Raw genomic sequence first — 24,560 nt, 5'->3', positions numbered from 1 at the left:
TAGTCTCTTGTGTAACGGCGTACTTTTTATATGGCAAATCTTTCAAAACACTTAGAATACATAACAGAATTAATCGTCATATTATTTGGTTTTACGGCGACCGAATAAGCCACGTTTCTTATATTGGCTCGTATCAGTAGTTTCATTCTGCAAACGATCAGCATACTCAACCAGCTCCTGGTTGGTTGTCGCTATGGTGATTTCGCGCTTATTCAACCTACGTAACTTGGTATCCGCTTTTATAGGCAAATCTTTATAACGAAACGGCGTGTGCGCGCTATCAGCGTCAGGTAAATGAGCTGGGTCAACCTCATCTTTTATATCAATATCAAGACCAAGCGCCCGACAGACGCGTAATCCACTGCGTACACCATCTTCATGAAAGCCATTAAACCAATAAGCCCCGCAGAAATGTGTGTGCGAACCGTTACCCGAGATACTCGACCATTTAGTCTGCGCCTCAATCATCGCAAGATCGAACACTGGATGACTGTAATCGATGCTCTTAATTATCTGCTTATCATCGACGCTTTTGTTGTCTACAGCTGGATTTAATGTGACCAAATAATTGTGTTTTTTGGTCAAGCGTTGCAGGATATTCATGTGATAAGTCAGCACTGGCTTTGCAGGTATCTGTGCGTTTCGAGCCGCTTGCTCATCCTTAGCATTACCTGAAGTTGTTTCATCTATTAAGTAATTCCAGCTTGCCCATGCCAGTGGTTTCTTAGGTAAAACACTGGTATCGGTGTGCAGTACAGCCGTGTTTTTGGTAAAGCGGAAATGACCTAATACTTCAGATTCATCGGTGCTGGCATCCTTTAATATCTTTAGCGCAGTATCTGCATGACAAGCAAAAACAACTTCATCGAATACAAGATTTTCGCTACGGTTGTTAGCATTACCTTTATCCTGCACTGTCAAAGCACTCTTCACCGTCAAAATCACTTGCTCACCATCACGAACTACAGACTGTACTGGACTATTGACCCGTATCTTGCCACCCGCTTTGATAAAGCGTGGAATCAGTTTATTGACGTACTGCTTTGAGCCGCCTTTTATCGTAAACCACTGCGGACGATTGACCACATCAAGCAACCCGTGGTTGTCAAAGAACTGTGCAAAAAACACCAAAGGAAATGCTTGCACTTCATCTAGGCTGGTTGACCAAATAGCCGATACCATTGGCAATAGATAGTTATCGGTAAACAGCTGACCGTATTTCTTTTGTGCCAAGTACCCACCGAGCGTTTGCTCTGCAAAGCTACTAACGTCTTGTCCTTGAGAGCGCGCACTATCGTAATCTTGGCGTAGCTGTTTGATATGCTTATTAAACTGCAAGATATCTTTGATAAATTGCCAGAATTTTGGATTAAGTACGTTCTTGCGCTGTGATAATAAAGTATTAAGCGTATGACCATTATATTCAAAATGACGTGCAGTATTTTTGACAGAAAAGCTCATATCCGTTGCCTGAAACGGCACCTGCAACTCATGAAGCAAACGAAAAAAGTTCGGGTATGTGCGCTCATTGAAAACAATGAACCCTGTATCTATCGCACTACTCTCTACATTGCTACTCTTTGCTTTTTTACCGTCTTGTAGTGTCACGTCAATCGTATTTACATGTCCGCCGATATAATCATTGGCTTCAAATACCGTTACATCATGTTGCGTACCTAGATAATGGGCACATGTCAGTCCTGATATACCTGAGCCGATGATAGCAATACGTTTTTGGGTAGTCTGATGGTCAGATTTTGTTGCAGTATTAGTAGCAATCTTTTGGTTATTTGCACGCTTGAAACGAGTAAACGGCATAAAAGCATTCCCTTCTGTATTTTTCTGTCAGTATGATGGCTGAAAGTTCTACTGATAGTAGATTATTTTTTATTAAGTTTTTCACTAACTTGCTGCCAGACCAAATCAGGCAACGTACCTAATGCTTTTAAAGGCATGGTTAGTTTTTTTGGAAATTCAATCACCTCATGCCCACTTTCGATACCGTCGCGTATGGCTTGACTGGCCTGCGCTGGCGTCTGAATAAACGGCATCGGAAAGTCATTCTGTTTGGTCATCGGTGTTTCGACAAAACCAGGTACGACTAAGCTGACTGACACATCATGCGGAGCAAGGCTAATCTGTAGTGTCTTCATTAGATAATGGATAGCAGCTTTTGAGCTACCATAGGCTTCAGCGCGCGCAAAAGGCACATAAGCAGATGCTGAACCGATACCGACCAAGCGACCTTTTGAAGCGATTAGCTTTGGCAGCACTCCTTCGATCGCATGAGACAACGTTCCCATATTGACCGACATGACTTTCATAAAGACACTGCTATCAAAGTTCGGCATATCTAAGTACTCGCACATGCCAGCACCGCAAATCGCTAGATCGACATTGTCGATTTTTTCAAAAGCTTCGATGACCTTTTCTCGATCCATGAGGTCTAAATCAATCGTTTCTGCGCCTAACGCTTTAAGCTCGGCCAACGCTTCGTCGTCACGGCCAACTGCATATACATGATGATCTGCTAGCAGATAGTCTTTTGCCAACTGCTTACCAATGCCTGACGTCGCCCCAGTAATGAGAATATGTAATTTTTCAGTAGAATCTGTCATCGTAAATATCCTTTTTGAGTATTCTTATCTTTTTAAGTATTTTCATAATATGGAATTAGTGCATTTGAACTGATTGCTTAATAAAAAATCAAACCTTTGATAACAGCTATCTATTATCGTTATTCTTGGCAGATATCATTGGTCGCATTTCATTAAGCTATAAGCCATTTTATTTAACAAATCTAAATAATTGTAGTGGTCAGCTATAGGTTTATTGTTGTGTCTTCGCAATCATATGGGCTTAAGTTTAATATAAGCGTGTTGTTTACTACCTTCACAAGGATACTGCTATCACAAACGACGACACAAGGTTCTGTTACTAGCGTCATAAGACAGCTCAATATCAGCATGCTACAATGCAAAAACTAGCAATCGCGTCGTTTGCCGAAGCATCATCTATAATCGAATGAGCGCCGTATCACGGTAAGATGACGCTATCTTTTCTTAAACTATCTGACATCTTGTCCTGATAGCAATGAAAACGTTATATAATTAATATCAGATTTTCACCAACCCCACCCTCATATAAAAAAGGATCTCTCATGAGCGAGTTGCAACTGTCTGACCGCGTCAACAACATCCAACCATCACCTACGCTAGCGATTACCAATAAAGCCAAAGAGCTAAAAGCAGCTGGTAAAGATATTATCGGCTTGGGCGCTGGTGAACCTGATTTTGACACCCCTGAACACATCAAAAAAGCAGCAATCGATGCAATCAATGATGGCTTTACTAAATATACAGCTGTCGATGGTACGCCAGAGCTAAAAACAGCCATCATCGAGAAATTCAAGCGTGACAACGACATCAGCTATGAGCCAAACGAAATCCTAGTATCGGTCGGTGGTAAGCAGTCATTCTTTAACCTTGCTCAGGCATTTATCAATCCTGGCGACGAAGTCATCATCCCAGCACCATACTGGGTCAGCTATCCTGACATGGTTATCATTGCAGAAGGCGTGCCAGTCATCGTAAAATGCCCCGCTGAACAAGACTTCAAAATCACCGCTGAGCAGCTAGAAGACGCTATCACTGAAAAAACCAAACTGTTGGTATTGAACAGCCCATCGAATCCAACGGGTATGATTTATACGTTAGATGAGCTAAAGGCCATCGCTGAAGTATTGAAAAAGCATCCACAAGTTTATGTAGCTTCAGACGATATGTACGAGCACATTCGCTGGACAGGCGATAAGTTCTACAATATCTTAAACGCGGCACCTGAGCTAAAAGATCGCGCAATCATCTTGAACGGCGTGTCTAAAGCGTATGCGATGACAGGCTGGCGTATCGGCTATGCGGGTGGCCCTGCTAAGCTAATCGGCGCTATGAAAAAGGTACAGTCACAGTCTACTTCATGCCCAACATCAATCAGTCAAGTGGCTGCCGAAGTTGCTATCAGTGGTGATCAGAGCGTACTAGAGCCGATGGTAGCCGCCTTTGAGAAACGCTGTGACCTAGTCGTAGATGGTCTAAATGCCATTAAAGGTATTACTTGCTTGCGCCCTGATGGCGCATTCTATGTATACCCAAATATCGTACCGCTAATCAAAGCGGCTGGCCTGTCATCATGTACTGAATTCTCAGCATGGTTATTGGACAAAGTAGGCGTAGCAGTTGTACCTGGCGATGCATTCGGTCTTGGCGGCTATATGCGTATCTCGTACGCTACTGATGAGGCGACGTTAAAAGACGCCCTATCGCGTATCGAAAAAGCAGTGGCTGACTTAGACGTTGCTGAATAAATCGTAAAGAGCAATCAGTCTTACCGCTGTTCATAAAAAAGACGCCCTATACATTCTATAGGGCGTCTTTTTTTACGCGAGTCTTGGGCATAACTAGGAAAAACACGCTATCTCATCATTAAACTGACAATTTTTACTAATTATGCAAAAAAAGGCTTGACGTATTTTTTAACTTTGCTAGAATACGCCCCACTTAGCAAGAACTCGTTAGAGACTTCTAAGGCTCGTTGTAAGCGATTAAACACTTACAGCCTATTCTCCAATAGCTCAGTTGGTAGAGCAACGGACTGTTAATCCGTGTGTCCCTGGTTCGAGCCCAGGTTGGAGAGCCACATTTTAGTAGTAAATTTCTTGAGTCAACTTTGATTCAATTATGGCATTTGCCAAAACCCTCATCAATTTGATGAGGGTTTTTTTATGCGTATCATTTAGGGTCTGTTGAACATTCAAATGTGGTACTGGCAGCGACTATTTTTTAGACAATACGCAGTGAAATTTTTGACGCCTAGTCGTTCTAGGTTAGACAATTTCGCCATGTATTGGCAAAAAATAGCCCTGCCCTCCACTCGAGCACAGCTCTCGTCTTGCAAACGGGCAAAGCAGTGCTTTACTCGATCCGTTCTCAAGGCTGATGCTAAAATCACCTCAAACGTTGTTGCAAGCCTAGTTAAGGTCTCGACACTATCGTCGGTTTACGCCTAGTTTGATTCGATTTTCGCGATCAGCAGTCCTAATATTTGAATGTTCAACAGACCCTAATATTGGTTATCTATTTTGTCGCTTTGATAAGCGCTAATCACTACTTTATCTCATACTTGATTATGACCACGATATTTAAAAATGAATATCATGGTCACGATAGGATATTACTATAGTAAATTGTCTATTGGCTAACTTAGCTTGGCAACAGTGGCAACCAGAATACCAATGCCAACAATGTCACTAACAACACAGGCGGCGTGATCAGTAGACCAATCTTTATGTACTGCCCCCAGCTGATTTTGTAGTCCTTCTCTACCAATACATGTAACCATAGTAAAGTAGCCAGACTACCAATCGGCGTAAACTTAGGTCCCAAATCATTACCGATGACATTAGCATAAATCATTAGCTCTCGTGTCGCTGCAGGTACTTGTGCTTGATCGATCGCAAGCGCGCCGACTAGGGTTGCTGGCATATTATTCATAACAGAAGCGACTATAGCGGACAAGAACCCAGTTCCAACGGTAGCAATGACTGCGCCTTGTTGTCCCAACCAGTTAAGTACCTGCACACCATAGGCAGTAAGTCCTGCATGACCCAGACCACATACCACCAAATACATGCCGATTGAAAATAGTACGATTTGCCAAGGTGCTTTACGTACTACATCGCTCACAGAGACCACCGCACCACGCCCCCCTTGCCATATACGACCAGCGATTGCCATTAGTGCAACAGCAGCGATGCCCGTGACCAGTGAAATAGGTAGCCCCAACGGCTCTGTTGCAAAGTAGGCGACCAGTAGCAAGCCTAATAGTGGAAAAGCAGCTCGGAATACCAATGGATCGGTAATAGCAGACTCTGGTGCGCTGAGTTCGCTAGTCGAGTAAGTTTTTGGAATATGACGTGCGTAGACAACCCACAATACCAGTAGCGTAGCTAATACAGACACGATATTGACCGGTACCATCACCGCCGCATAACGACCAAAGCCTATGTCAAAATAATTGGCACTGACAATGTTGACTAAATTTGAGGTGACCAATGGTAGGCTTGCCGTATCAGCAATAAAGCCCGTCGCTATAATAAATGCCAGAGCTGATGGTGGCGAAAATTTCAGACGCAGCAAGATAGCGATGACGATCGGGGTCAGTAGTAGCGCAGCACCATCATTGGCAAAAAATGCAGAAATAAAGGCGCCGAGCACGACAATCATCGGAAACAATAAGCGCCCTTGCCCATTGCCAAGGCGTGCCACATGTAATGCAGCCCAGCCAAAAAACCCTGCCCTATCTAAGATAAGCGAGATGATAATCAGCGCCACAAAAGTAAAGGTCGCATCCCAGACAATATCCCAGACAATACCCACATCTGATAACTGCACGACGCCAAGCGCTAACGCGACTAACGCACCACCCATGGCGCTCCAACCGATGCCCAATCCTTTAGGTTGCCAGATAACTAAGACTAAAGTGACCACAAAAATAGCAAATGCAAGCATTGTACAACCTTACTTAAGCTGATTTTATTCAGCCGATTTAATATAGGGAATTAGATCGATTAGGGGGTTAGATCGATTTTTGATTGACGCGGCTCGATAGTTCTTCAGCACTCTCGACGCGTTCTGAATAGCGATCAGTGAGATAATCTGAACGTCCACGTGTGAGCCAAGTAAACTTCACTAGCTCCTCACAGACATCGACAAGACGCAGATATAACGGAGACATATCCATGCGATTGTCGTCGTTAAACTCCAAAAATGCTTTGGGTATCGAAGATTGATTGGGGATAGTAATCATCCGCATCCAGCGCCCGAGAATACGCATTTGATTAACTGTATTAAAGCTCTGACTACCGCCGCTGACTTGCATCAGTGCTAGGGTTTTACCTTGAGTTGGACGCACGCCACCTAGTGACAGCGGTATCCAGTCGATTTGCGCTTTCATGATACTGGTAATACTGCCGTGACGCTCTGGACTCACCCACAGCATGCCTTCTGACCACTGCGCCAGCTCCCGCAATTCTTGTACTTTGGGATGGTCTGAGTCTACATCGTCAGGCAACGGCAAGCCGGATGGATCAAACATTTTTACTTCACAATCATACCAACGTAGCAATCGGCTAGACTCTTCAGCGGCCAATCTAGAAAACGAGCGCGCACGGACAGAACCGTATAGCACTAGTATTTTTGGCGGATGACGTGAGTCATTTGGCGCAACCAAAGAATCAATATCGATAGGCTGAAGATTATCTATATCAATATTGGGCAAATCGTCTAAGCTAAATTCTGGCGAAACAGTAGGATCAACGGCTAATGTTTGGTCAACCTCAGTGTTTGTCATGAGTAACAACCTCGCCGTCTTCTTTTGTGAAACTACTTACTGGATTGGCTAGCAATTCAAACACGCGCTCTGACGGGCGGCATAGAGCAGCGCCTTTATCAGTCACTACGATAGGACGGTTGATTAAAATAGGATGCGCAATCATAGCATCGATAATTTGATCGTCAGACAACTCAGGATTATGCAGACCAAGCTTATCATTGATAGCTTCTTTGCTTCTTAATAGCTCTCTAGGCGAAATCTGCATTTGTGCCAATAGCTCAACTAAGCGGTCGCGCGTTGGTGTATTTTTCAGATATTCCACCACTTCTGGCTCTTCACCTGACGCTTTAATAATGGCAAGCGTGTTACGAGATGTACCGCATTTAGGATTATGAAAAATTAATGGCTTCATAGTTTTTACACCTATTTTATGTATTTATTGAATTGATAATTGGTTTAATCATTACTTTGCTCAGCAGACTCATTTACTCTGCAGCCACTCAAACTATCCATGAGTGACGCACATAATTCTGGATGTCCCGCACAGCAATCTTGCAACAGAAACTGGATGACGTTATCCATATGTGATAGCGAAGCACGATAGATAATCTGTCGGCTATGACGCTGTGAGACCACCCACCCTGCTCGTGCCAACACCGATAAGTGGGTTGACATTGTGTTATGAGGAACAGAGAGCTGACGGGCTATTTCGCCCGCAGGTAGGCCTTCAGGCTCATGGCTGACTAGCAGCTTAAAAGCCTTTAAACGAGTATCTTGAGAGAGCGCAGCAAAGCTTGCGATAGCATTAGTTATTTCCATATGTCCAATAATACAGACATATTAAAATAATTCAATGTTTTACAGATATTTTTAATCCAAGAATCTAAAAAAGATATATCTGTGTAATTAACCTATATATATCAACAAGTAAAAGCAATTAACTAAATAGTGGAAATAATGATCACTTCACCTTTTCAACCTAAAATTCTCTACGTTTGGCCTTATGTAAATAACAAGTTTAATATATGTTATTGTATATTGATGATACTTAGAAGTTCATGCTAGATTGAATGCAAGTTTATGCAAGAGTAAAACTAGATTTGGCTGGTAGCTCTCGCTCTGTACTGCCAATAAACCTGATTAAAATAACTATTATGATTAAAACAACAATAAGGAAATGACCATGCTACTAGAGAAAATTAAGACACCTGGACTTTCGCACTTATCTTACTTGGTAGGCTCTGGTGGTCAAGCAGCGGTAATTGACCCACGTCGTGACTGCGCGATATATGTAGAAAAAGCGCGTGCAGCAGGACTTGAGATTACTCATATTTTTGAGACACATCGTAATGAGGATTTGGTTTCTGGAGCACCTGTCTTGGCCGCAATGACAGGAGCAACAGTTTTGCATGGACCCAATCCAGAACAACCTGTTGTCTACGCTGAGACCGCACGTAATGGTGATTGCTTTTCAATTGGCCAATTAGAAATCCGTGTCCTAGAAACGCCTGGTCATACCGATGATCATCTGGCTTATGCGCTGTTTGACACGGCGTACCCAGACAAGGCGGTTGGAGTCTTCACTGGGGATGCGCTTTTTGTAGGTGATGTCGGTCGTACTGACTTCTATCCTGAGCGTCGTAGAGAAGTTGCAGGTCTACTTTATGACTCATTACAAGACATTTTAGCGCTTGGGGATCAGGCGATTATTTATCCAGCTCATGGTGCTGGCTCCGTCTGTGGTTCAGGTATGGCGGAGCGAGAGTTTTCTACCGTCGGTCACGAAAGAATGAACAATCCACGCTTACAGATTACCGATCGTGAGGCATTTATTGACTTCAAGACTAGCGAAAACCATTATCAGCCGCCCTACTTCAGATTGATGGAGCATCTCAATATGGAAGGTGGTGAAGCGCCTCCAGTCGTTATGCGTCCGCGTAACCTTTCACTTAAACAGCTAAAGGATTGCAATGCTGATCATCTCATAGATATTCGTGAACCAATGGCATATGCGTCAGGACACCTGCCCGGTTCTATGAGCTTACCTGTCAATATGCTACCTGCGTTTGCTGGATGGTTCATTGAGGAAGGACAAAGCTTGGCACTCATTGCCTCTGATGAAGAGCAACTGGCGACTGCGATGGAGCATCTGGTACGTATTGCTTTTGATAATGTTATAGGTGGCTATGTGGGTGTCGTCCCTGCCGCTGCTAAAGGGGAGCAGATGCAGCAAACCCCTATGATCGATACAACCGAGGTAGAAAATCGCCTTAATAATGCTCAGAACTGGACATTGCTTGATGTACGCGATATTGATGAGAGGAATACCAATGCGATTGAAGGCTCACAGCATATCTATGTCGGTCATTTAAACGAGCGTTGGCGTGAGCTTGATCCAAGTCGGCACTATACATTGATGTGTGCCAGTGGTGCTCGAGCAACAATAGCAGCAGGATGGCTCGCTAGTCGAGGTTTTGAGCACATTGATATCTATCTAGGGTCAATGGGCGCATGGCAAGCAACGCATGAGTAACCCTTTATCCATAGCTAAAATCTACAACGCGTCATAGATTCTGGATAATGCGTTTTAAGCAAAGGCATTTTAAAGTGCTGTAACTAAAATAAATATGACGACCTACTTTTACTCAGTATAAGACTGATATAAAAGAAGGGTCGTCGTTTTAGCTGACTTTTAAGCGATATGACTTAAGTAAATATCAGTCATAGTACTAGACTCTAATTCTAGATTCCGACTCTTACTGTATTTCCTCACCTGACTTATCACTCATAAAACATAGATGCATGAAAAACAGACACAAAAAAACCTCAAACAATCTAATGTTTGAGGCGAAACTTGCTTAAACTCGAGAGTTTAAATTCGTTTTAAATATGGCGCAGCGGACGGGACTCGAACCCGCGACCCCCGGCGTGACAGGCCGGTATTCTAACCAACTGAACTACCGCTGCTTAGGTCTCTTAGCTTGTTTAGCCACTTGCTAAGAAGTGGTGGGTGATGACGGATTCGAACCGCCGACATTCTGCGTGTAAGGCAGACGCTCTACCAACTGAGCTAATCACCCTTCGAACAATTGCTAGGCAATTTATTCAACATCAACTGAGCTCTTAAGTTTGTCACTAAGCTCCGTTGCTGTGGGAGTGTATTATATAGATTTACTGTTGGGTGTCAAACAGTATTTACCACTTTTTTAAATATTTTTTCGATTTTTATTAGAATATCTAGCAAGCATTTGTTTTTATTGATTTTATATTTTCATATAAAATCAATGTTTTTTAGATTTAATGCTTATTTATTGGCTAGTGCTTGCTCGATGTCATTTTTGATGGCTTCTGGCTTGGTCGTTGGTGCATAGCGGTCAATCACCTGACCTTTACTATCGACTAGGAACTTGGTGAAATTCCACTTGATACCATCTGTCAGCACACCACCTTTTTGTTCCTTAAGCCATTCATAGATAGGATGAGCATCTGCGCCATTGACATCAGTCTTTGCCATCATCGGAAAGCTGACACCATAATTCTTTTGGCAAAACGCCCCAATCTCATCGTTGCTACCTGGGTCTTGGCTACCAAATTGATTACAAGGAAAACCGATGACCACCAGTCCTTGATCTTTATACTGTTGATATATCGACTCTAAGCCTTCGAACTGCGGCGTAAATCCACATTTACTTGCGGTATTAACGATTAATAATACTTTATCTTGGTAATCTGAAAACGCTTGCGAGCTACCATCCATGCGCTCAGCCATAAAATCATAAATTGTGCTCATTATTTATCCTTAAATTGAGGTTTTTATTGTTTTGGGTGTTTATGCGCTACTTCTTTTTCTATCATACACCTAATAAAACTATTGAAAGGGAAGCACCTTGTACTTCCCTTTCACATTTCTAATACTACTGAGACTACTTACTTCTCAGACTTATCTAAATCGATAGATACTGAGTTGATGCAATAGCGCATGCCTGTTGTCTCGGTAGGACCATCAGGGAATACATGACCTAAATGTGCGCCGCAGTTGCTACAAGTGACTTCGGTACGAGTCATGCCTAGCGAGTTATCGACGTGCTCTTCAATCGCGCTGTTATCGATACCTTGATCAAAACTTGGCCAGCCACAGCTCGCATCAAATTTATTGCTTGAGTCAAATAAGCTTGCACCGCAGCCCTTACAGCGGTAAACGCCATCATCGGTTGCATCATTGTATACACCTGTAAATGGACGCTCAGTGCCCTTCTCACGCATAATATGATACTCATCAGCGGTTAAACGCTCTTTCCAGTCAGCTTCAGTCAACTGGCTGATTTCTTCTTTGCTTAGTTGATTGTCTTGCATAATTTATCCTTATTCGAGTATTTATTATCTAATCTCGGTAACTATTTTATCGCCATATGATTATGAGAACGACGTGCTCTATCTGTTGGTTATCAGCACACTATTCAAGGCATATATAAGAAAAGCACTCTTTATATTGGGAGATAGACAGCATGATTGAAGAGATTGACTGAGTTAAATATACCAAATTAATTTTAGATAATGATGGGTAAAGATGTAATTTTGATACCTATACATTTTATAGTCTACTTAAGAGATTTAGAGCCATACAAATATAAGCCAAGTATTAATTGCAAGATATACTTGCAAACACTGATAGAACTGATTGTAAAATCATTTGCAAATTAACTATCAATGCAATAATATCTTGCATTAGTGCTTAACTAAAATGTTTAATATATCTCTACTCTGAATAATTACTGATTAACAAAGGCTCATATAACAATGTCTGACGACAATGGCAAAGGTACGCAAGCGGAACGACTGGTACAGTTGCGCCGTGACAAAGGATTTACTGCTGAGCAGCTAGCACAAGCCATGACAGCCGCTGGTGCAAAGGTGAGTCGTGGCGCTATCTCAAACTGGGAGCGCGGTACCAACGGTATTGTCTCATCCAAGCTGCCTACGCTCGCACGTATTTTGGGCTGTAGTGAAGGCTATCTGTTACGCGGCGACCTCAACAATGAAGCTATTGATGCAGACGAATCGACATCATCTATAGAGCGCAGTAAACATCAAGAGCTAGATACGAGTTCACACGCCCAGTCAGGTATTAAGACAACTGATGCTCAGTCCACGCTAACTTCTACTGCTGGTAAAGACTCAAAAACCAATTCGACAACCAATCCGAAAAACGGTCACGCTATGAACACCATAAAAAAATCTGATAAATTACAAAACGTTTGCTATGACATTCGTGGTCCTCTATTGCAGACTGCCAATAAAATGGAGGCAGAAGGCAAACGGATATTAAAACTAAACGTGGGTAATCCTGCGCCTTTTGGTTTAGAAGCCCCGCATGAGATTTTACGCGATGTCGCTATGAACCTATCTGAGGCGACTGGTTATTCAGACTCGCAGGGGATTTTCTCAGCGCGTAAAGCCATTTTGCAATATTACCAGTCTAAAGGATTGTTATCGGCCGTTGACGTACGTGATGTGTATTTGGGCAATGGGGTTTCTGAGCTTATTGTTATGACCATGCAGGCGTTGATGAATGACGGTGATGAAGTCTTGATTCCGATGCCAGACTATCCGCTTTGGACTGCTGCTGCTAATCTCGCTGGCGGTACTGCTGTGCACTATCGCTGCAATGAAGAAGACAACTGGCACCCTGATATTGAAGACATTAAGTCGAAAATCACGAGCAAAACAAAGGGTATCGTGGTTATTAACCCAAATAATCCGACAGGTTCACTTTATAGTGATGAGTTATTAAAGCAAATTATCGAAGTTGCTAAAGAGCATGATTTAATCATCATGGCTGATGAGATTTACGACCGTATTCTCTATGATGATAATGTCCATACCCCAATGAGCACCTTAACTGACGACGTGCTGGTGCTCTCTTACAATGGCTTGTCAAAGTCACATCGTATCGCAGGATTTCGCTCAGGTTGGATGATGGTATCGGGCCGCAAACAGCCCGCAGCTGACTTTATTGAAGGCTTAGATATGCTCGCATCTATGCGTCTTTGTTCTAACGTGCAAGGACAGTATGCTATTCAAACAGCGATGGGTGGGCATCAGAGCATGCAAGACCTGACTTCTGAAAAGGGTCGCCTATATAAGCAACGTGAAATGGCAGTCTCACGTCTTAATGCTATCAAAGGTATTTCTTGTACCATGCCTCAAGGCGCGTTTTACTGTTTTCCAAAAATGGATCCAGAGGTTTACCCTATCACCGATGATATGGATTTTATGATGGACTTGCTCGTTGAAGAAAACGTATTGATGGTTCAAGGTACTGGGTTTAACTGGGATAGACCCGACCATTTCCGTCTGGTGTTCTTGCCTAACTTGCTTGACCTAGAAAATGCGATGGATAGATTGGACAGATTTTTTGCCAAAAAACGTAAGCAGTTTGGTACCGAGTAAATCGTTATACATCATTAAAAAAACGCTTATCGGCATGATGCTGATAAGCGTTTTTTATTGCGTTGAACTTAGTTATTAAAACTCAATTATGACAATTCACTGATAAAAACAGCGCATTAAAAAATGTTGCTCAATACGAGATAACTGATGGCAGACATAGTAGCCGCTGCAGGCAGCGTCACAATCCAAGCCAAACCAATTGGTTTCATAAGCTTCCAGTTAGTATCTCTGTTGACGATACCGATACCTAATACCGCGCCTACTAGCGTGTGAGTACTTGATACAGGCAGACCCATCGTCGATGCGCCCATTACAACAGCAGCAGCAGCTAGCTCAGCTGAGAATCCTGAAGCTGGATGCATTTTCGCTAGATTGGTACCAACAGTTTGAATAACTTCTTTACCAATGAACCAAAGACCAACGATTAGTGCCACACCAAAGGTCAGCATGACAGCAGGTGGCACAGCAGCTTCAGTAGCGATACTATTAGTACGAATCACATCCATAATGGCGGCGAAAGGGCCAACCGCGTTGGCGATATCGTTTGAACCATGACTAAAGGCAAAAGCTGACGCGGTAAAGACCTGCATCCAACTAAACATAATGAACGTCGCTTTGGTCAAATCTTCTTTATGCTTACCACGGATACTCTTGGTATAGATATAGGTCGCTAACCATACTAGCGCCGCTATCATACCCATAATCAAGAAGCCCTGCAGTGTGGTCAGGCCGCTATTAACATTTTTCAGACCTTTAAAGACGACTAGAGAAGTCATCACCGCACCACCTGCGGCAGCAATGATAGGTACCCATTGCTTAAGTGCTTTTAGAGTATCAAGGCTACTACGCTCATTTTCAATATCATAAAGCTTTTTGTAGTAATCAGTTTCTAGGTCTTCAACGATACAATCGTCATCTTTATAGATTTCCTGATCACGTAACATCGCTGACGTATAGGCCAATTGCTCAGACTCTGTCAAACCATCCAAAAACTCTTTATGGTTTTGCTTTAAGACTTTTTTATTGCCTTTTAGCGTCGCAATATAGGCTTCAGTTTTATCATTATATTCAATGATGTTTTTCTTGATTTGTCCATATAACAGATAAGACAACACGCCACCTAGTAGCGGTGACAGTACCCAAGAAATAGCGATGGTTCCAACCGTTCCCCAGTCTACCGTTGATAGCGCCATGTCCGTACCACCTAACGTGATACCTAAAACGATGGAGCTACCAATCACACCGCCAATAATGGAGTGCGTGGTCGAAACAGGCAGACCTTTTTTGGTTGCAAATAACAGCCAAAATGCTGCTGCAACCAATGCGGAGAGCATGACATAAATGAACTGATTGGGCGTCACTGATAGACCATCTAGATCGACGATGCCGCTTCGAATCGTATCAGTCACCTCCCCACCTGCAAGGACTGCACCCGATACTTCAAATATCGCGGCAATACCCAATGCTTGCGGGATAGTCAACGTCCCTGCACCCACCGAAGTACCAAAGGAGTTGGCGACATCGTTACCACCGATATTGAATGCCATAAAGACACCAAAAGCGGTCGCCACGATGAATAGCGTCGTTTGCTGACGCATGGTGTAATCTAAACCCCACCACAAGAAGTAGGAAGTCATCGCAATCAGTAAAATGGCAAAAAATAGATTGATTCTCATAGAGCCAACTGGCTTGACTGACTCTGTAGAACTGCTGCTAATACCCATACGTTAGTACGTCCTGCGTAAGCTGATTAAAATTATATGAGGTTGATAATATTGCGCTGCTACTCACAGTGCTTATTGCAGCATCTAATGAAGTAGCATATATAAAATATACAACATGCGATTAGAAGGTCTTAAACTGACTAGAGCGAAAGTAAATAATATATCCTTCAACATGTCACAAAGCCGCAAGTGATATTGCCAAATCGTCTGATTACAGCATCTTGCGGCTTATATATTTCTTAGCGATATTTGTGGTACTACTAACAGCTATTGTAACAATTTTTGTCGTAATTATTAAGTTATCTATGCTAAATAACTAAAACACGTTGATTGCTAAATTAAAACTATTATTTAGCAGAAGCTGTTTTGCGCTCTATTATATTAAATATGAGCACATAATGCATAATGATATTGCGAGATTTGTAACTGCGAGTGTATACAGACAAGACCACACTCTGTAAAAGACAGGATGGCTCGAATATGTTTTGAGCCATCCTACTTAGGAAATACTTGAAAAATACAGCTATATAAACCTATAAGAGTCATTAAACTTCAGGCATTTATAACAACTACTTGCTTTCAGTAAATGCAGACAACTGCTCAATAGCATGATCTAACACATCTAAACGCGCTTGACGTTTTTCATTGGTCGCAATGACACACCATGGCGCTGTCGTTGTATCTGTGCGTGCCAGCATATCTGCTGCAGATTGCACGTAGTCTGACCATTTATTACGGTTACGCCAGTCATCATCCGTTAGTTTAAATTGCTTATGCGGTGTTTCTTGACGATCTTCAAACCGTTTAAGCTGCTCTTTTTTATCAATCGCTAACCAATACTTGATAACCAACGTTCCTGCTGCTGCCAAATCTGCCTCGAAACGATTGATTTCATCATATGCTCGTTGCCATTCATTAGGAGACGCAAATCTTTCGATGCGCTCGACCAACACGCGCCCATACCAAGTACGATCAAAAATGGCGATACGGCTAATACGATTGGTTTGCTCGTCAGGCAATCTTGTCCAGAAACGCCACAAGTAAGGATGCTGAGTCTCATACAACATCGGTGCGCCAATATTATAGATTTGATACTCGCGGGGATCTAGCGGTGCGACCAACCTTTTGATTGCGCCGCCCTTGCCAGCAGCGTCCATCCCTTCAAAGGCAAACACAACATGCCGACCTTGGCGTGCACGTAGCAACTCAGCTAGTTTTGCTTGCTTCTCTGCCAATGCCTCACGATAGTCGGACTTACTGATTTTCTTATCTTTAATAGATGTCAGTTGCTTAGGTATCGGTACAGGCTCAAACTGTTTTTGCTTAGTATCTGAGTTAAGTTCCAGTTTTTCGGACTGAGAATGGTTTTCTGACGTTTCCTTGTCATTGTCGTTATTATTGTCATTGTCATTGCTATCTGTCTGACTACTCACCAGCGCTGTTTGCATAGCATGTAGCACCAAATGACAAAAGTTATCAGCGGCCTCTAACTTATCATCACCATCAATGATGACCCAATCATCCTGTTGACGCAGCAAGGTCGCAGCTACCTCATTAAACTTTTCGATGACTTGCTTATTGTTCCAGTCAATTTGATACAAAAACTGCGGATCTGCTTCATCATCCTTTAAGCGACTGTGCAACGTTTCGATATCAACATGAAACCAGCATTTTAATAATTTGGTTTGATTGGCAATGAGATCGTTTTCAAATGCTTTTAGTATATCTAACTGCTGCTGTAGATAGTCTTGCCACTGAGCGATAGGAAGCGAATTTTTATCTTTTTGATCTTTATCATTTGGTAATGCTTCAAGGTTCTCAGTATCTGATGTCGCTAGTCGCATGACGTTGTATAATAAGTCAGCATACCAGTTGCCGAAATACACCATGACGTCACCATGGCGCGGCATGGCGCTAGTATGCGCTTGCCAAATAGGTTGATAGCTCAATGGCGAATGACCAATGGTTGCCTCAACTTTAAGCAGCCTTGGATCCACCCATTGTCGCAACTGTTTAACGGCTGTACCTTTACCCGCTTGCTCCATTCCATTAACTAGCACCAATAGACCTGTTGGCTTATTGAGGGTCGGCGGCGTTTGCTGGCGAGTAGCTTTTAAAGCATACTGAGCTGTTACCAATGCCAATCTAAGCGAATCCTCATCCAGTGAAAACTGACTCAAAGGATTGGGCTTTAGACGCTGCTCCACAACTTGATCACTAAATTGTGTACTTACCGCTTGTGGTGCTTTTGGTTCAGTAGTATCATTTTTTTTAGACATGATTACACTCGCTATTATTGTTATTGGGCTGCTTTACCGTTGAGTGATTTATGAGATAGCTCTCGATAAGATAACTCTCAATATTTCTATCTCATCAATCATTTTTATCTCATTTAATCATAGCACTGCACCAATCGAGTAAATAATATTGCTGTGTAACAGATTGGTATTTGTATTCTTAATTATTTTCTTTTAAGGTGAACACAATTTTAGGTATAGGATAAAACAGTTGTTGAAAACCTTATAACCCTAAACCACTATATTTAAAACAACCATACTTAAATTTGATCACCCTATTTACTTCTACAGGATTTACAGCCATGACCGCTTTAGCTGATTTACAACAGCATTTGACACGTTTTTGGGCGATGCCTCATCACCAAAATGATATATTGAAAGCCAAGCTCAACGAAGTACAAACATGGCAACAAGTACGTATCCGTCACACCCATCGTGCACTATTTGAACAACCCAAAAACCAGCTAATGGCAGATTATTTTTTAACGAAGCTATATGGTGGTGATGAGTTCGAGATACTAGCAAAACAACTAGCACGTATCCTTCCAAAAGCCAAAAAGCTAGAACGCCTTGCCAAAGAGTCTGCATTAGAGGCTGGTAGCATGGGGATTCAAGCAGCAATTTTGGCCATTGAGCTAGATCTACATTTGGCTGAATGGCTACTCGATCAAAATTTACCAGTGGACGCAGACAATATGCTAGCTGCCTACCATGCGGTTAATGAGGAAGCTGAACGCCGAGTACAGATTGCCAACCTAAAAGACGTTTGTTACCGCACTGATAAACACTTAAATACCTTTATGCTCAAAAAAGCCTTTGCATTGGCAAAAGGTGCTGCTTATCGCAGCAATTACCAGCCACTTTATGATTTCATCGACGCAGGCTTCAAAGCTATGAAACCTTTAAGTAGCGTAAGCAGTTTTATTGAACCATTTTGTGAACGTGAACTGCTAATTGTTGATGAAGTACATAATGGCGGTAAGCCAGTAGGGTTTGGTGTATCATAGAATTAATACGCTAAATAGCTAATTAATTCTTGGCATATCTCAGGCTGTACATAGCCTAATAAAAACAAACCTTAGGATAATGTAATGACCGACACTTCAAGTAATAACAACGCTCATTTGCAAGACAAACTGGTAAAAGACAGTATTGCTCATAATCAACAGATTAGCGCGCAGATATTACGCAACCAAACAACCAATGTCGTGCCGAGCAAGAATAATAGCGTTGCTAGTGACGACAATAGCGACTTTATTAAAGTTCAAGATTTACCAACTGGGATGCCGCAAGGCCAACAAACTACTATGCCAAATAACGATCAAACGACTCGCACAAACCCTTCAGAGCAAACCATAAAACAAACCCTGTTCAATCAGCGTGATGATATTAATAATCCGCATACGCCTGAAACAGACGGCAACGAGCAGACGCATTTTGGTTATAAAACCGTCAATAAAGCAGAAAAACAAGCACGTGTGGCTGACGTATTCACTTCTGTTGCCAAGAAATACGACATCATGAATGACTTGATGTCATTTGGTATTCATCGTCTGTGGAAGCGCTATGCGATTAGCCTATCAGGCGTGCGTGCTGGTCAGCATGTCCTTGATATCGCGGGTGGTACAGGCGATTTGGCCAAAGTATTTAGCCGTGAAGTCGGTAGAAATGGCCACGTGGTACTATCTGATATTAATGCTGCGATGCTAGAAGTGGGCCGTGAGCGCCTAATCAATGCTGGTTGTAATAACGTTGACTTTGTATTAGCAAACGCTGAAACGTTGGCCCCTTTTGATGACGAAAGCTTTGATTTGGTCACCATTAGCTTTGGTTTGCGTAATGTCACAGACAAAGATGCCGCGCTAAAGTCTATGTATCGCGTCCTAAAGCCAGGCGGTCGTCTATTGATTTTAGAATTCTCCAAGCCAGTATTTGAGCCACTATCTAAAGCCTATGATTTGTATTCATTTACCGCACTGCCAGTGATGGGTAAGCTGATTGCAAACGATTCTGAAAGTTACCAATATTTGGCCGAATCGATTCGTATGCATCCTGATCAACAGACACTTAAGCAGATGATGCAACAAGCTGGGTTTGAGAACTGTGATTATCATAACTTGACTGCTGGTATCGTGGCTGTCCATCGCGGCTTTAAAGCGTAACGCTAAAGCACGATAAACAAGACCATTACGTTTAACAAACCATATTGAACCTAACACAGACATACCATGCGCTGATGCAGCTAATGCAAAGGCGCTCACTTAACGATGCGAGAGCCTTATGCTGACTGTCCTTCTATTAGCTGGTGCCGAAAAGCTAATTAACATTGCCATTGCTAGTGATGAGATTACCAAAGCAGGTTTAGCGCCGCTTGCAGGTAAGGTGTTACGTCTTAATATGGGACTGCCTGAGATTCATTTAGACATCCTGTTCACTCATGAGCGTTTGCGCTTTGAGCCAGTCACGACGGAGAGCGTGTTTGAGCCAAGTGGCCAGATGAATGAGCGCCAAAAAGCTAGCATGGAGCGCGCACGTTTTGGTCATAGTCGTCCAGATTGTACCATTACTGTAGATAATGCTGCTCAATTGCTCAATCTGATGCGCGGCGCGGAAGGCAACTTGCCAATCGCTGGCGATTACAAGGTGCTAATGCAGCTCAAACAACTGGTTGCAGGGTTTGATCCTGACCTAGCTGGACAGCTTGAACCATTTATCGGTAAACCAATGGCTAGCCAGTTACACCTTCTTATCTCTCAGCTCAAAGGTAGCTGGCGTCATAGTGCCAAACGTGCTTTTAATGACGTCAGTGATTGGGCCAATGAAGTAGCTGGCAATAGCACACCTGACCCTATTGAGGTCGCTGAAGTAAATGACCTGAAACAGCAATTGTTAAAATTACGTGCTGACGTCGAACGAGAAGAAGCCAAACTTGCTGCTATCAAAGAAGAGCAAGCGCAGTTTCTCAATAACTCGTTTCATCAATAGCCGATTGCATCAATCATAAATGAACGCTATTACCGATGGCAATATTTGTGATTAAGCACAGCGCTTACCCCATTTTCGTCTTTGTTTAGAGTACCTAATCCCATGCTATTATCGCACCGCGCTCGTCTACTTCAGCTTTGGCGTATCGCCGCAATGTATCGCCTTGATACCCATTTTTCTATCGAAGAAGCACCGCAGCTGCAACCTTTGGCGCGATTAATTCGCATGCATCCAGCAGCATGGGGCAAAAAGCACCAACCAAATGCGATTAAATATGCGCTTGAGGACATGGGTACGCTGTTTTTGAAACTTGGCCAGTTACTCTCAACACGTCGCGACTTGGTACCGCCTGAGATTATCGCTCAATTGATTCAGTTGCAGGACAAAGTTAAGCCTTTTGACGCTGATATTGCTGTCGCTCAAATTCAGCACCCTAAACATGGTCTTGGCCAGTCTATTGAAACCTTGTTTGCTCGGTTCGATATCAAACCGTTAGCGGCCGCTTCTATCGCCCAAGTTCATACGGCTGCCCTACATGATGGGCGTGAAGTCGTGGTAAAAGTGGTTCGCCCCGATATTCGCACTGTGATTGTTTCTGACTTTGAGCTACTGCGAGAATTGGCAAGCTGGGCATCTGCACGAATTGAAGCGGCACGTGCCATTCATATCATCGATATTGTCGAAGACTATCGGCAAGTCATGCTCAATGAGCTAGATTTGACGCTTGAGGCTGATAATACTACTCAGATGCGCAACAACTTCTTGGGTTCAGCACTGATGTATGTGCCTGAAGTTTACGACGCTGCCAAAAACGTGATGGTCATGGAGCGTATCCAAGGTGTCCCTATCTCACAAGTTGAGATGTTTGAACAGTTAGGTTACGACCGTGCAGCGCTTGCAGAAAAAGGCCTAACGATATTTTTCACCCAAGTCTTCCGTGATAACTTTTTTCATGCTGATATGCATCCAGGCAATGTGTTCGTAGAGACACCACCTGTGCAAACCTTACATGCAGGTATGGCAGCAGTTGATTTAGGTCATGAACCACGTTATATCGGGCTTGATTGCGCCATCATGGGCACTTTATCAAAAGATGATCAGCTCATCGTGGCGCGGATGTTACTTGCCGTAATGAACAATAACTTCACCGCCGTAGTTGATATTGTTAGCCGTGCAGGTTGGATACCACCAAACGCTGATAAGCATGCCCTGATGCGTGATATGAAACGTACCGTCGGCCCTATGCTACAAAAATCAATCGATGATATCGACTTCGCTGGCGTACTGATGCAGATTTTGGACATTGCGCGTAGACATCATATGAGTATCCCGCCGCAGCTGATGCTTTTGCTAAAAACCTTGGTCCATGTGGAAGGACTCGGTCGTGATTTATATCCTGATCTAGACATTTGGTCACTTGCCAAGCCAATTCTAAGCAGTTGGATCAAAGAGCAGTTAGATCCTATGCGTAATCTACAGCAACTGCGTCAACAACTGCCTGAAATGCTCCTGTCTACCACCGATATTCCTAAACTATTAGACCAAGGGCTACAAAGCCTTGCCTCACAAGGCTCTCGACAAGACAGTCAGCTACGTGAAATACAGCAGATTCGTGCTGACATGTTAAATGACCGTCGCCGCGATTGGTTGGCACTTGCAGGGTTTGCTATTTTTATCGCTATCGCTACGCAAGTTATCGGTTGGCTATCACCTATATTTTATATACTGGCTGTTCTGGTAGTTGTTTGGCGAATTTTAGCTTAGAAATCAGATTTACTTTTAATCAATCAGTTTAGAAAAATTTTCATAATTTTAGATTTAAACAAAAAAATGCGCCTACTTTCAATCAAAAGCAGGCGCATTTTTTGTACTGAGTATTGAATACTATAACATCTGATCGATTGCCATCTGTGTCAGTACGCGGCCACGAGCAGTACGCAGCACATAACCTTGTTGAATCAGATACGGCTCAATCACATCTTCAAGCGTACCACGGTCTTCAGCCATCGCTGCTGCTACTGCTTCAACACCCGCAGGACCACCGTCAAAGCGCTCATGCAATATTTCGATATAGCGTCTGTCTAGATGATCAAGACCACGTCTATCCACTGCCAGCATATCTAGCGCGCTACCTGCAATCGCGCCATTAATACTACCATCGCCTCTTACCTCGGCATAGTCACGCACGCGGCGTAATAGGCGGTTAGCAATCCTTGGTGTACCACGTGCACGGCGCGCAATCTCTACAGCGCCATCTTCACTCATTGGTACACGCATTAGACGTGCTGCGCGACTAACAATCGTCGTTAGATCAGCGATATTATAAAATTCGAGTCGCTGTACAATCCCAAAACGGTCACGTAGCGGTGAGGTTAGCAGTCCTGCTCTCGTCGTTGCTGCTACCAAAGTAAACGGCGGCAAATCAAGCTTGATAGAACGCGCAGCAGGCCCTTCACCAATCATAATATCTAATTGGAAATCTTCCATCGCTGGATAAAGTATCTCTTCAATGACCGAGCTTAGACGGTGAATTTCATCAATAAACAGTACGTCACCCGCTTCTAGATTGGTCAGCATGGCTGCCAAATCTCCTGGGCGCTCAAGCACAGGCCCTGAAGTAGAACGCAAATTACCACCCATCTCACGAGCGATAATATTGGCGAGGGTCGTCTTGCCTAGACCCGGTGGACCAAATATAAGTGTGTGATCTAGCGCTTCGTCACGGCCACGAGCAGCACCGATGAACACTTCCATCTGCTCACGTACCACCGGCTGACCAATATACTCAGCCAACAACGCTGGTCGGATATTGGCATCAGGAGCATCACTTGCGCCTTCTAGCGGATTAATTAAGCGATCTTGCGTCATAGAATTTATCATTATGTTAAAAAATTAGTTAACAAATAGCATAACCAAACGCTGCGCATAAGTCATGTAAAACCTTATTAAGCGAACACTAAAACGAAAATAAGCGACATTTAATGTCGCTTATTAATTTAATACATTATGTGGTTGTCATCGATAGACGGCTAATTAATATGAATTAAAAGCCAGATAGCTGCTGTAAAGTAGCTTTCAATAAGCCTTGAGTATCAGCAAAAGTATCTCCTTTACTCTTAGCAGCTTTAATCGCTAGCTGAGCTTCTTTTTCTTTGTAGCCCAAGCTAATCAATGCGCCTTCCACTTCAGCGATGATACTGCCTTCATGAGAAATCGTAGTTTCCTGTGGTGTCAATTCAAACGCACCACTATCAACGTCGATATTCTTTAACTTGTCTTTTAGCTCAATTAATAAGCGTTGCGCCGTCTTTTTACCGATGCCAGGGATACGAGTCAATGCCGTTTCCGACTCTTGCTCGACGTGCATCTTTAGCTCAGCTGCTGACATTGCAGACAGCATCGCCAAGGCCATTTTTGCCCCAACCCCGTTAATTTTAATTAACTGGCGAAAGATATCGCGTTCTTTTCGATCGATAAAGCCGTATAGCAATTGGGCATCTTCGCGAACATGGAAATGTGTCCAAATGCTGGCTTGTTCATTCAGCTGTAACTGACAAAACGAAGGCAATGGCAATTCGATATCATAACCCACCCCAGAGGTCGTCATGATACAAGCCGTCGGTGCCATCAAGTACTGCACCTGTCCAGTAATCAATCCAATCATTACTTATGACCTCTTATGTGAGATATTATAAAATCAGCTGCTACTTCGTGA

The 24,560-nt window shown here is 43.1% G+C and carries 19 protein-coding genes and 3 tRNA genes; 8 read left to right on the top strand and 14 right to left on the bottom strand.

Going from position 1 to position 24,560, the window contains the following annotated elements:
- Positions 1 to 81: 81 nt before the first annotated feature.
- On the bottom strand, positions 82 to 1,818 hold the full coding sequence (locus I3249_RS07895) for an FAD-dependent oxidoreductase (RefSeq protein ID WP_238069414.1): 1,737 nt from the start codon (positions 1,816 to 1,818) through the stop codon (positions 82 to 84).
- Positions 1,819 to 1,880: 62 nt separating this feature from the next.
- A complete protein-coding gene (locus tag I3249_RS07890; RefSeq protein WP_238069413.1) occupies positions 1,881 to 2,618 on the bottom strand; it encodes an SDR family NAD(P)-dependent oxidoreductase in 738 nt (245 codons plus the stop codon).
- 542 nt (positions 2,619 to 3,160) lie between these two features.
- Between I3249_RS07890 and I3249_RS07885 the strand changes: the two genes are divergently transcribed.
- Together I3249_RS07885 and I3249_RS07880 are read left to right on the top strand one after the other, a co-directional pair.
- Positions 3,161 to 4,363 carry a pyridoxal phosphate-dependent aminotransferase gene (locus I3249_RS07885; RefSeq protein WP_238069412.1) on the top strand — a complete coding sequence of 401 codons (1,203 nt, stop codon included), beginning with the start codon at positions 3,161 to 3,163 and terminating at the stop codon, positions 4,361 to 4,363.
- Positions 4,364 to 4,619: 256 nt separating this feature from the next.
- Positions 4,620 to 4,695 (top strand) — tRNA-Asn (locus I3249_RS07880).
- 563 nt (positions 4,696 to 5,258) lie between these two features.
- On the opposite strand, the gene I3249_RS07875 is transcribed toward I3249_RS07880, so the two are convergent.
- The 4 genes from I3249_RS07875 to I3249_RS07860 form a co-directional block, all read right to left on the bottom strand.
- Positions 5,259 to 6,566, bottom strand: a complete 1,308-nt coding sequence (locus I3249_RS07875) for an arsenic transporter (RefSeq protein ID WP_238069411.1) — start codon at positions 6,564 to 6,566, stop codon at positions 5,259 to 5,261.
- Between the two features lie 67 nt (positions 6,567 to 6,633).
- Positions 6,634 to 7,407, bottom strand: coding sequence for an arsenical resistance protein ArsH (gene arsH / locus I3249_RS07870; protein WP_238069410.1), 774 nt, complete (start codon positions 7,405 to 7,407; stop codon positions 6,634 to 6,636).
- Entirely contained in the window at positions 7,394 to 7,801 is a 408-nt protein-coding gene (arsC, locus tag I3249_RS07865; protein WP_238069409.1) for an arsenate reductase (glutaredoxin), read from the bottom strand. Before arsC ends, arsH begins: the two co-directional genes overlap by 14 nt.
- A gap of 44 nt (positions 7,802 to 7,845) precedes the next feature.
- Entirely contained in the window at positions 7,846 to 8,208 is a 363-nt protein-coding gene (locus I3249_RS07860; protein WP_102092913.1) for a winged helix-turn-helix domain-containing protein, read from the bottom strand.
- A gap of 364 nt (positions 8,209 to 8,572) precedes the next feature.
- Between I3249_RS07860 and I3249_RS07855 the strand changes: the two genes are divergently transcribed.
- A complete protein-coding gene (locus tag I3249_RS07855) occupies positions 8,573 to 9,922 on the top strand; it encodes an MBL fold metallo-hydrolase (protein WP_238069408.1) in 1,350 nt (449 codons plus the stop codon).
- Between the two features lie 357 nt (positions 9,923 to 10,279).
- Here the strand turns inward: I3249_RS07855 and I3249_RS07850 are convergent.
- The 4 genes from I3249_RS07850 to msrB form a co-directional block, all read right to left on the bottom strand.
- Positions 10,280 to 10,356: transfer RNA gene (locus tag I3249_RS07850), tRNA-Asp, on the bottom strand.
- 37 nt (positions 10,357 to 10,393) lie between these two features.
- Positions 10,394 to 10,469: transfer RNA gene (locus I3249_RS07845), tRNA-Val, on the bottom strand.
- Between the two features lie 224 nt (positions 10,470 to 10,693).
- Positions 10,694 to 11,179: a glutathione peroxidase gene (locus tag I3249_RS07840; protein ID WP_238069406.1), complete on the bottom strand. Its 486-nt coding sequence runs from the start codon at positions 11,177 to 11,179 to the stop codon at positions 10,694 to 10,696.
- Between the two features lie 137 nt (positions 11,180 to 11,316).
- Positions 11,317 to 11,742 carry a peptide-methionine (R)-S-oxide reductase MsrB gene (gene msrB / locus I3249_RS07835; RefSeq protein ID WP_057760931.1) on the bottom strand — a complete coding sequence of 142 codons (426 nt, stop codon included), beginning with the start codon at positions 11,740 to 11,742 and terminating at the stop codon, positions 11,317 to 11,319.
- Between the two features lie 444 nt (positions 11,743 to 12,186).
- Between msrB and I3249_RS07825 the strand changes: the two genes are divergently transcribed.
- The gene (locus I3249_RS07825) at positions 12,187 to 13,839 is read left to right on the top strand and encodes an aminotransferase class I/II-fold pyridoxal phosphate-dependent enzyme (RefSeq protein WP_275949241.1); all 1,653 of its coding nucleotides are present in this window, start codon (positions 12,187 to 12,189) and stop codon (positions 13,837 to 13,839) included.
- Positions 13,840 to 13,955: 116 nt separating this feature from the next.
- On the opposite strand, the gene I3249_RS07820 is transcribed toward I3249_RS07825, so the two are convergent.
- Together I3249_RS07820 and I3249_RS07815 are read right to left on the bottom strand one after the other, a co-directional pair.
- A complete protein-coding gene (locus tag I3249_RS07820; RefSeq protein ID WP_101206393.1) occupies positions 13,956 to 15,563 on the bottom strand; it encodes an inorganic phosphate transporter in 1,608 nt (535 codons plus the stop codon).
- Between the two features lie 569 nt (positions 15,564 to 16,132).
- Positions 16,133 to 17,842, bottom strand: a complete 1,710-nt coding sequence (locus I3249_RS07815) for an ATPase (protein WP_238069405.1) — start codon at positions 17,840 to 17,842, stop codon at positions 16,133 to 16,135.
- Positions 17,843 to 18,162: 320 nt separating this feature from the next.
- Between I3249_RS07815 and I3249_RS07810 the strand changes: the two genes are divergently transcribed.
- From I3249_RS07810 to I3249_RS07795, 4 genes are all read left to right on the top strand, one after another.
- Positions 18,163 to 18,867, top strand: a complete 705-nt coding sequence (locus tag I3249_RS07810) for a hypothetical protein (RefSeq protein ID WP_238069404.1) — start codon at positions 18,163 to 18,165, stop codon at positions 18,865 to 18,867.
- 84 nt (positions 18,868 to 18,951) lie between these two features.
- Complete coding sequence (gene ubiE, locus I3249_RS07805) at positions 18,952 to 20,022, top strand: bifunctional demethylmenaquinone methyltransferase/2-methoxy-6-polyprenyl-1,4-benzoquinol methylase UbiE (RefSeq protein ID WP_238069403.1); 1,071 nt, start codon at positions 18,952 to 18,954, stop codon at positions 20,020 to 20,022.
- Positions 20,023 to 20,140: 118 nt separating this feature from the next.
- Positions 20,141 to 20,845: a hypothetical protein gene (locus tag I3249_RS07800; RefSeq protein WP_238069402.1), complete on the top strand. Its 705-nt coding sequence runs from the start codon at positions 20,141 to 20,143 to the stop codon at positions 20,843 to 20,845.
- A 102-nt stretch (positions 20,846 to 20,947) separates the two neighbouring features.
- Positions 20,948 to 22,609 (top strand): AarF/UbiB family protein, encoded by a 1,662-nt coding sequence (locus I3249_RS07795; RefSeq protein ID WP_238069401.1) that lies wholly within the window; start codon positions 20,948 to 20,950, stop codon positions 22,607 to 22,609.
- A gap of 120 nt (positions 22,610 to 22,729) precedes the next feature.
- Here I3249_RS07795 and ruvB read toward each other — a convergent pair whose 3' ends face one another.
- A complete protein-coding gene (gene ruvB, locus I3249_RS07790) occupies positions 22,730 to 23,713 on the bottom strand; it encodes a Holliday junction branch migration DNA helicase RuvB (protein WP_057760949.1) in 984 nt (327 codons plus the stop codon).
- Between the two features lie 175 nt (positions 23,714 to 23,888).
- The gene (gene ruvA, locus I3249_RS07785; RefSeq protein WP_238069400.1) at positions 23,889 to 24,509 is read right to left on the bottom strand and encodes a Holliday junction branch migration protein RuvA; all 621 of its coding nucleotides are present in this window, start codon (positions 24,507 to 24,509) and stop codon (positions 23,889 to 23,891) included.
- Positions 24,510 to 24,560: the final 51 nt, after the last annotated feature.

It is taken from the genome of Psychrobacter sp. Ps1 (assembly GCF_022129425.1).
GTDB lineage: Bacteria > Pseudomonadota > Gammaproteobacteria > Pseudomonadales > Moraxellaceae > Psychrobacter.
This window is presented reverse-complemented; position numbering and strand designations above follow the sequence as displayed.

What these genes read in the sequence shown, in the direction of transcription:
- I3249_RS07840 (WP_238069406.1), bottom strand. Translation starts at nt 11,179, where the DNA reads ATGAGCACAATTTATGATTTTATGGCTGAGCGCATGGATGGTAGCTCG.
- ubiE (WP_238069403.1), top strand. Translation starts at nt 18,952, where the DNA reads ATGACCGACACTTCAAGTAATAACAACGCTCATTTGCAAGACAAACTG.
- I3249_RS07795 (WP_238069401.1), top strand. Translation starts at nt 20,948, where the DNA reads ATGCTATTATCGCACCGCGCTCGTCTACTTCAGCTTTGGCGTATCGCC.
- ruvA (WP_238069400.1), bottom strand. Translation starts at nt 24,509, where the DNA reads ATGATTGGATTGATTACTGGACAGGTGCAGTACTTGATGGCACCGACG.
- ruvB (WP_057760949.1), bottom strand. Translation starts at nt 23,713, where the DNA reads ATGACGCAAGATCGCTTAATTAATCCGCTAGAAGGCGCAAGTGATGCT.
- I3249_RS07895 (WP_238069414.1), bottom strand. Translation starts at nt 1,818, where the DNA reads ATGCCGTTTACTCGTTTCAAGCGTGCAAATAACCAAAAGATTGCTACT.
- I3249_RS07800 (WP_238069402.1), top strand. Translation starts at nt 20,141, where the DNA reads ATGCTGACTGTCCTTCTATTAGCTGGTGCCGAAAAGCTAATTAACATT.
- I3249_RS07890 (WP_238069413.1), bottom strand. Translation starts at nt 2,618, where the DNA reads ATGACAGATTCTACTGAAAAATTACATATTCTCATTACTGGGGCGACG.
- msrB (WP_057760931.1), bottom strand. Translation starts at nt 11,742, where the DNA reads ATGCAAGACAATCAACTAAGCAAAGAAGAAATCAGCCAGTTGACTGAA.
- arsC (WP_238069409.1), bottom strand. Translation starts at nt 7,801, where the DNA reads ATGAAGCCATTAATTTTTCATAATCCTAAATGCGGTACATCTCGTAAC.
- I3249_RS07810 (WP_238069404.1), top strand. Translation starts at nt 18,163, where the DNA reads ATGACCGCTTTAGCTGATTTACAACAGCATTTGACACGTTTTTGGGCG.
- I3249_RS07855 (WP_238069408.1), top strand. Translation starts at nt 8,573, where the DNA reads ATGCTACTAGAGAAAATTAAGACACCTGGACTTTCGCACTTATCTTAC.
- I3249_RS07820 (WP_101206393.1), bottom strand. Translation starts at nt 15,563, where the DNA reads ATGGGTATTAGCAGCAGTTCTACAGAGTCAGTCAAGCCAGTTGGCTCT.
- I3249_RS07860 (WP_102092913.1), bottom strand. Translation starts at nt 8,208, where the DNA reads ATGGAAATAACTAATGCTATCGCAAGCTTTGCTGCGCTCTCTCAAGAT.
- I3249_RS07815 (WP_238069405.1), bottom strand. Translation starts at nt 17,842, where the DNA reads ATGTCTAAAAAAAATGATACTACTGAACCAAAAGCACCACAAGCGGTA.
- arsH (WP_238069410.1), bottom strand. Translation starts at nt 7,407, where the DNA reads ATGACAAACACTGAGGTTGACCAAACATTAGCCGTTGATCCTACTGTT.
- I3249_RS07825 (WP_275949241.1), top strand. Translation starts at nt 12,187, where the DNA reads ATGTCTGACGACAATGGCAAAGGTACGCAAGCGGAACGACTGGTACAG.
- I3249_RS07875 (WP_238069411.1), bottom strand. Translation starts at nt 6,566, where the DNA reads ATGCTTGCATTTGCTATTTTTGTGGTCACTTTAGTCTTAGTTATCTGG.
- I3249_RS07885 (WP_238069412.1), top strand. Translation starts at nt 3,161, where the DNA reads ATGAGCGAGTTGCAACTGTCTGACCGCGTCAACAACATCCAACCATCA.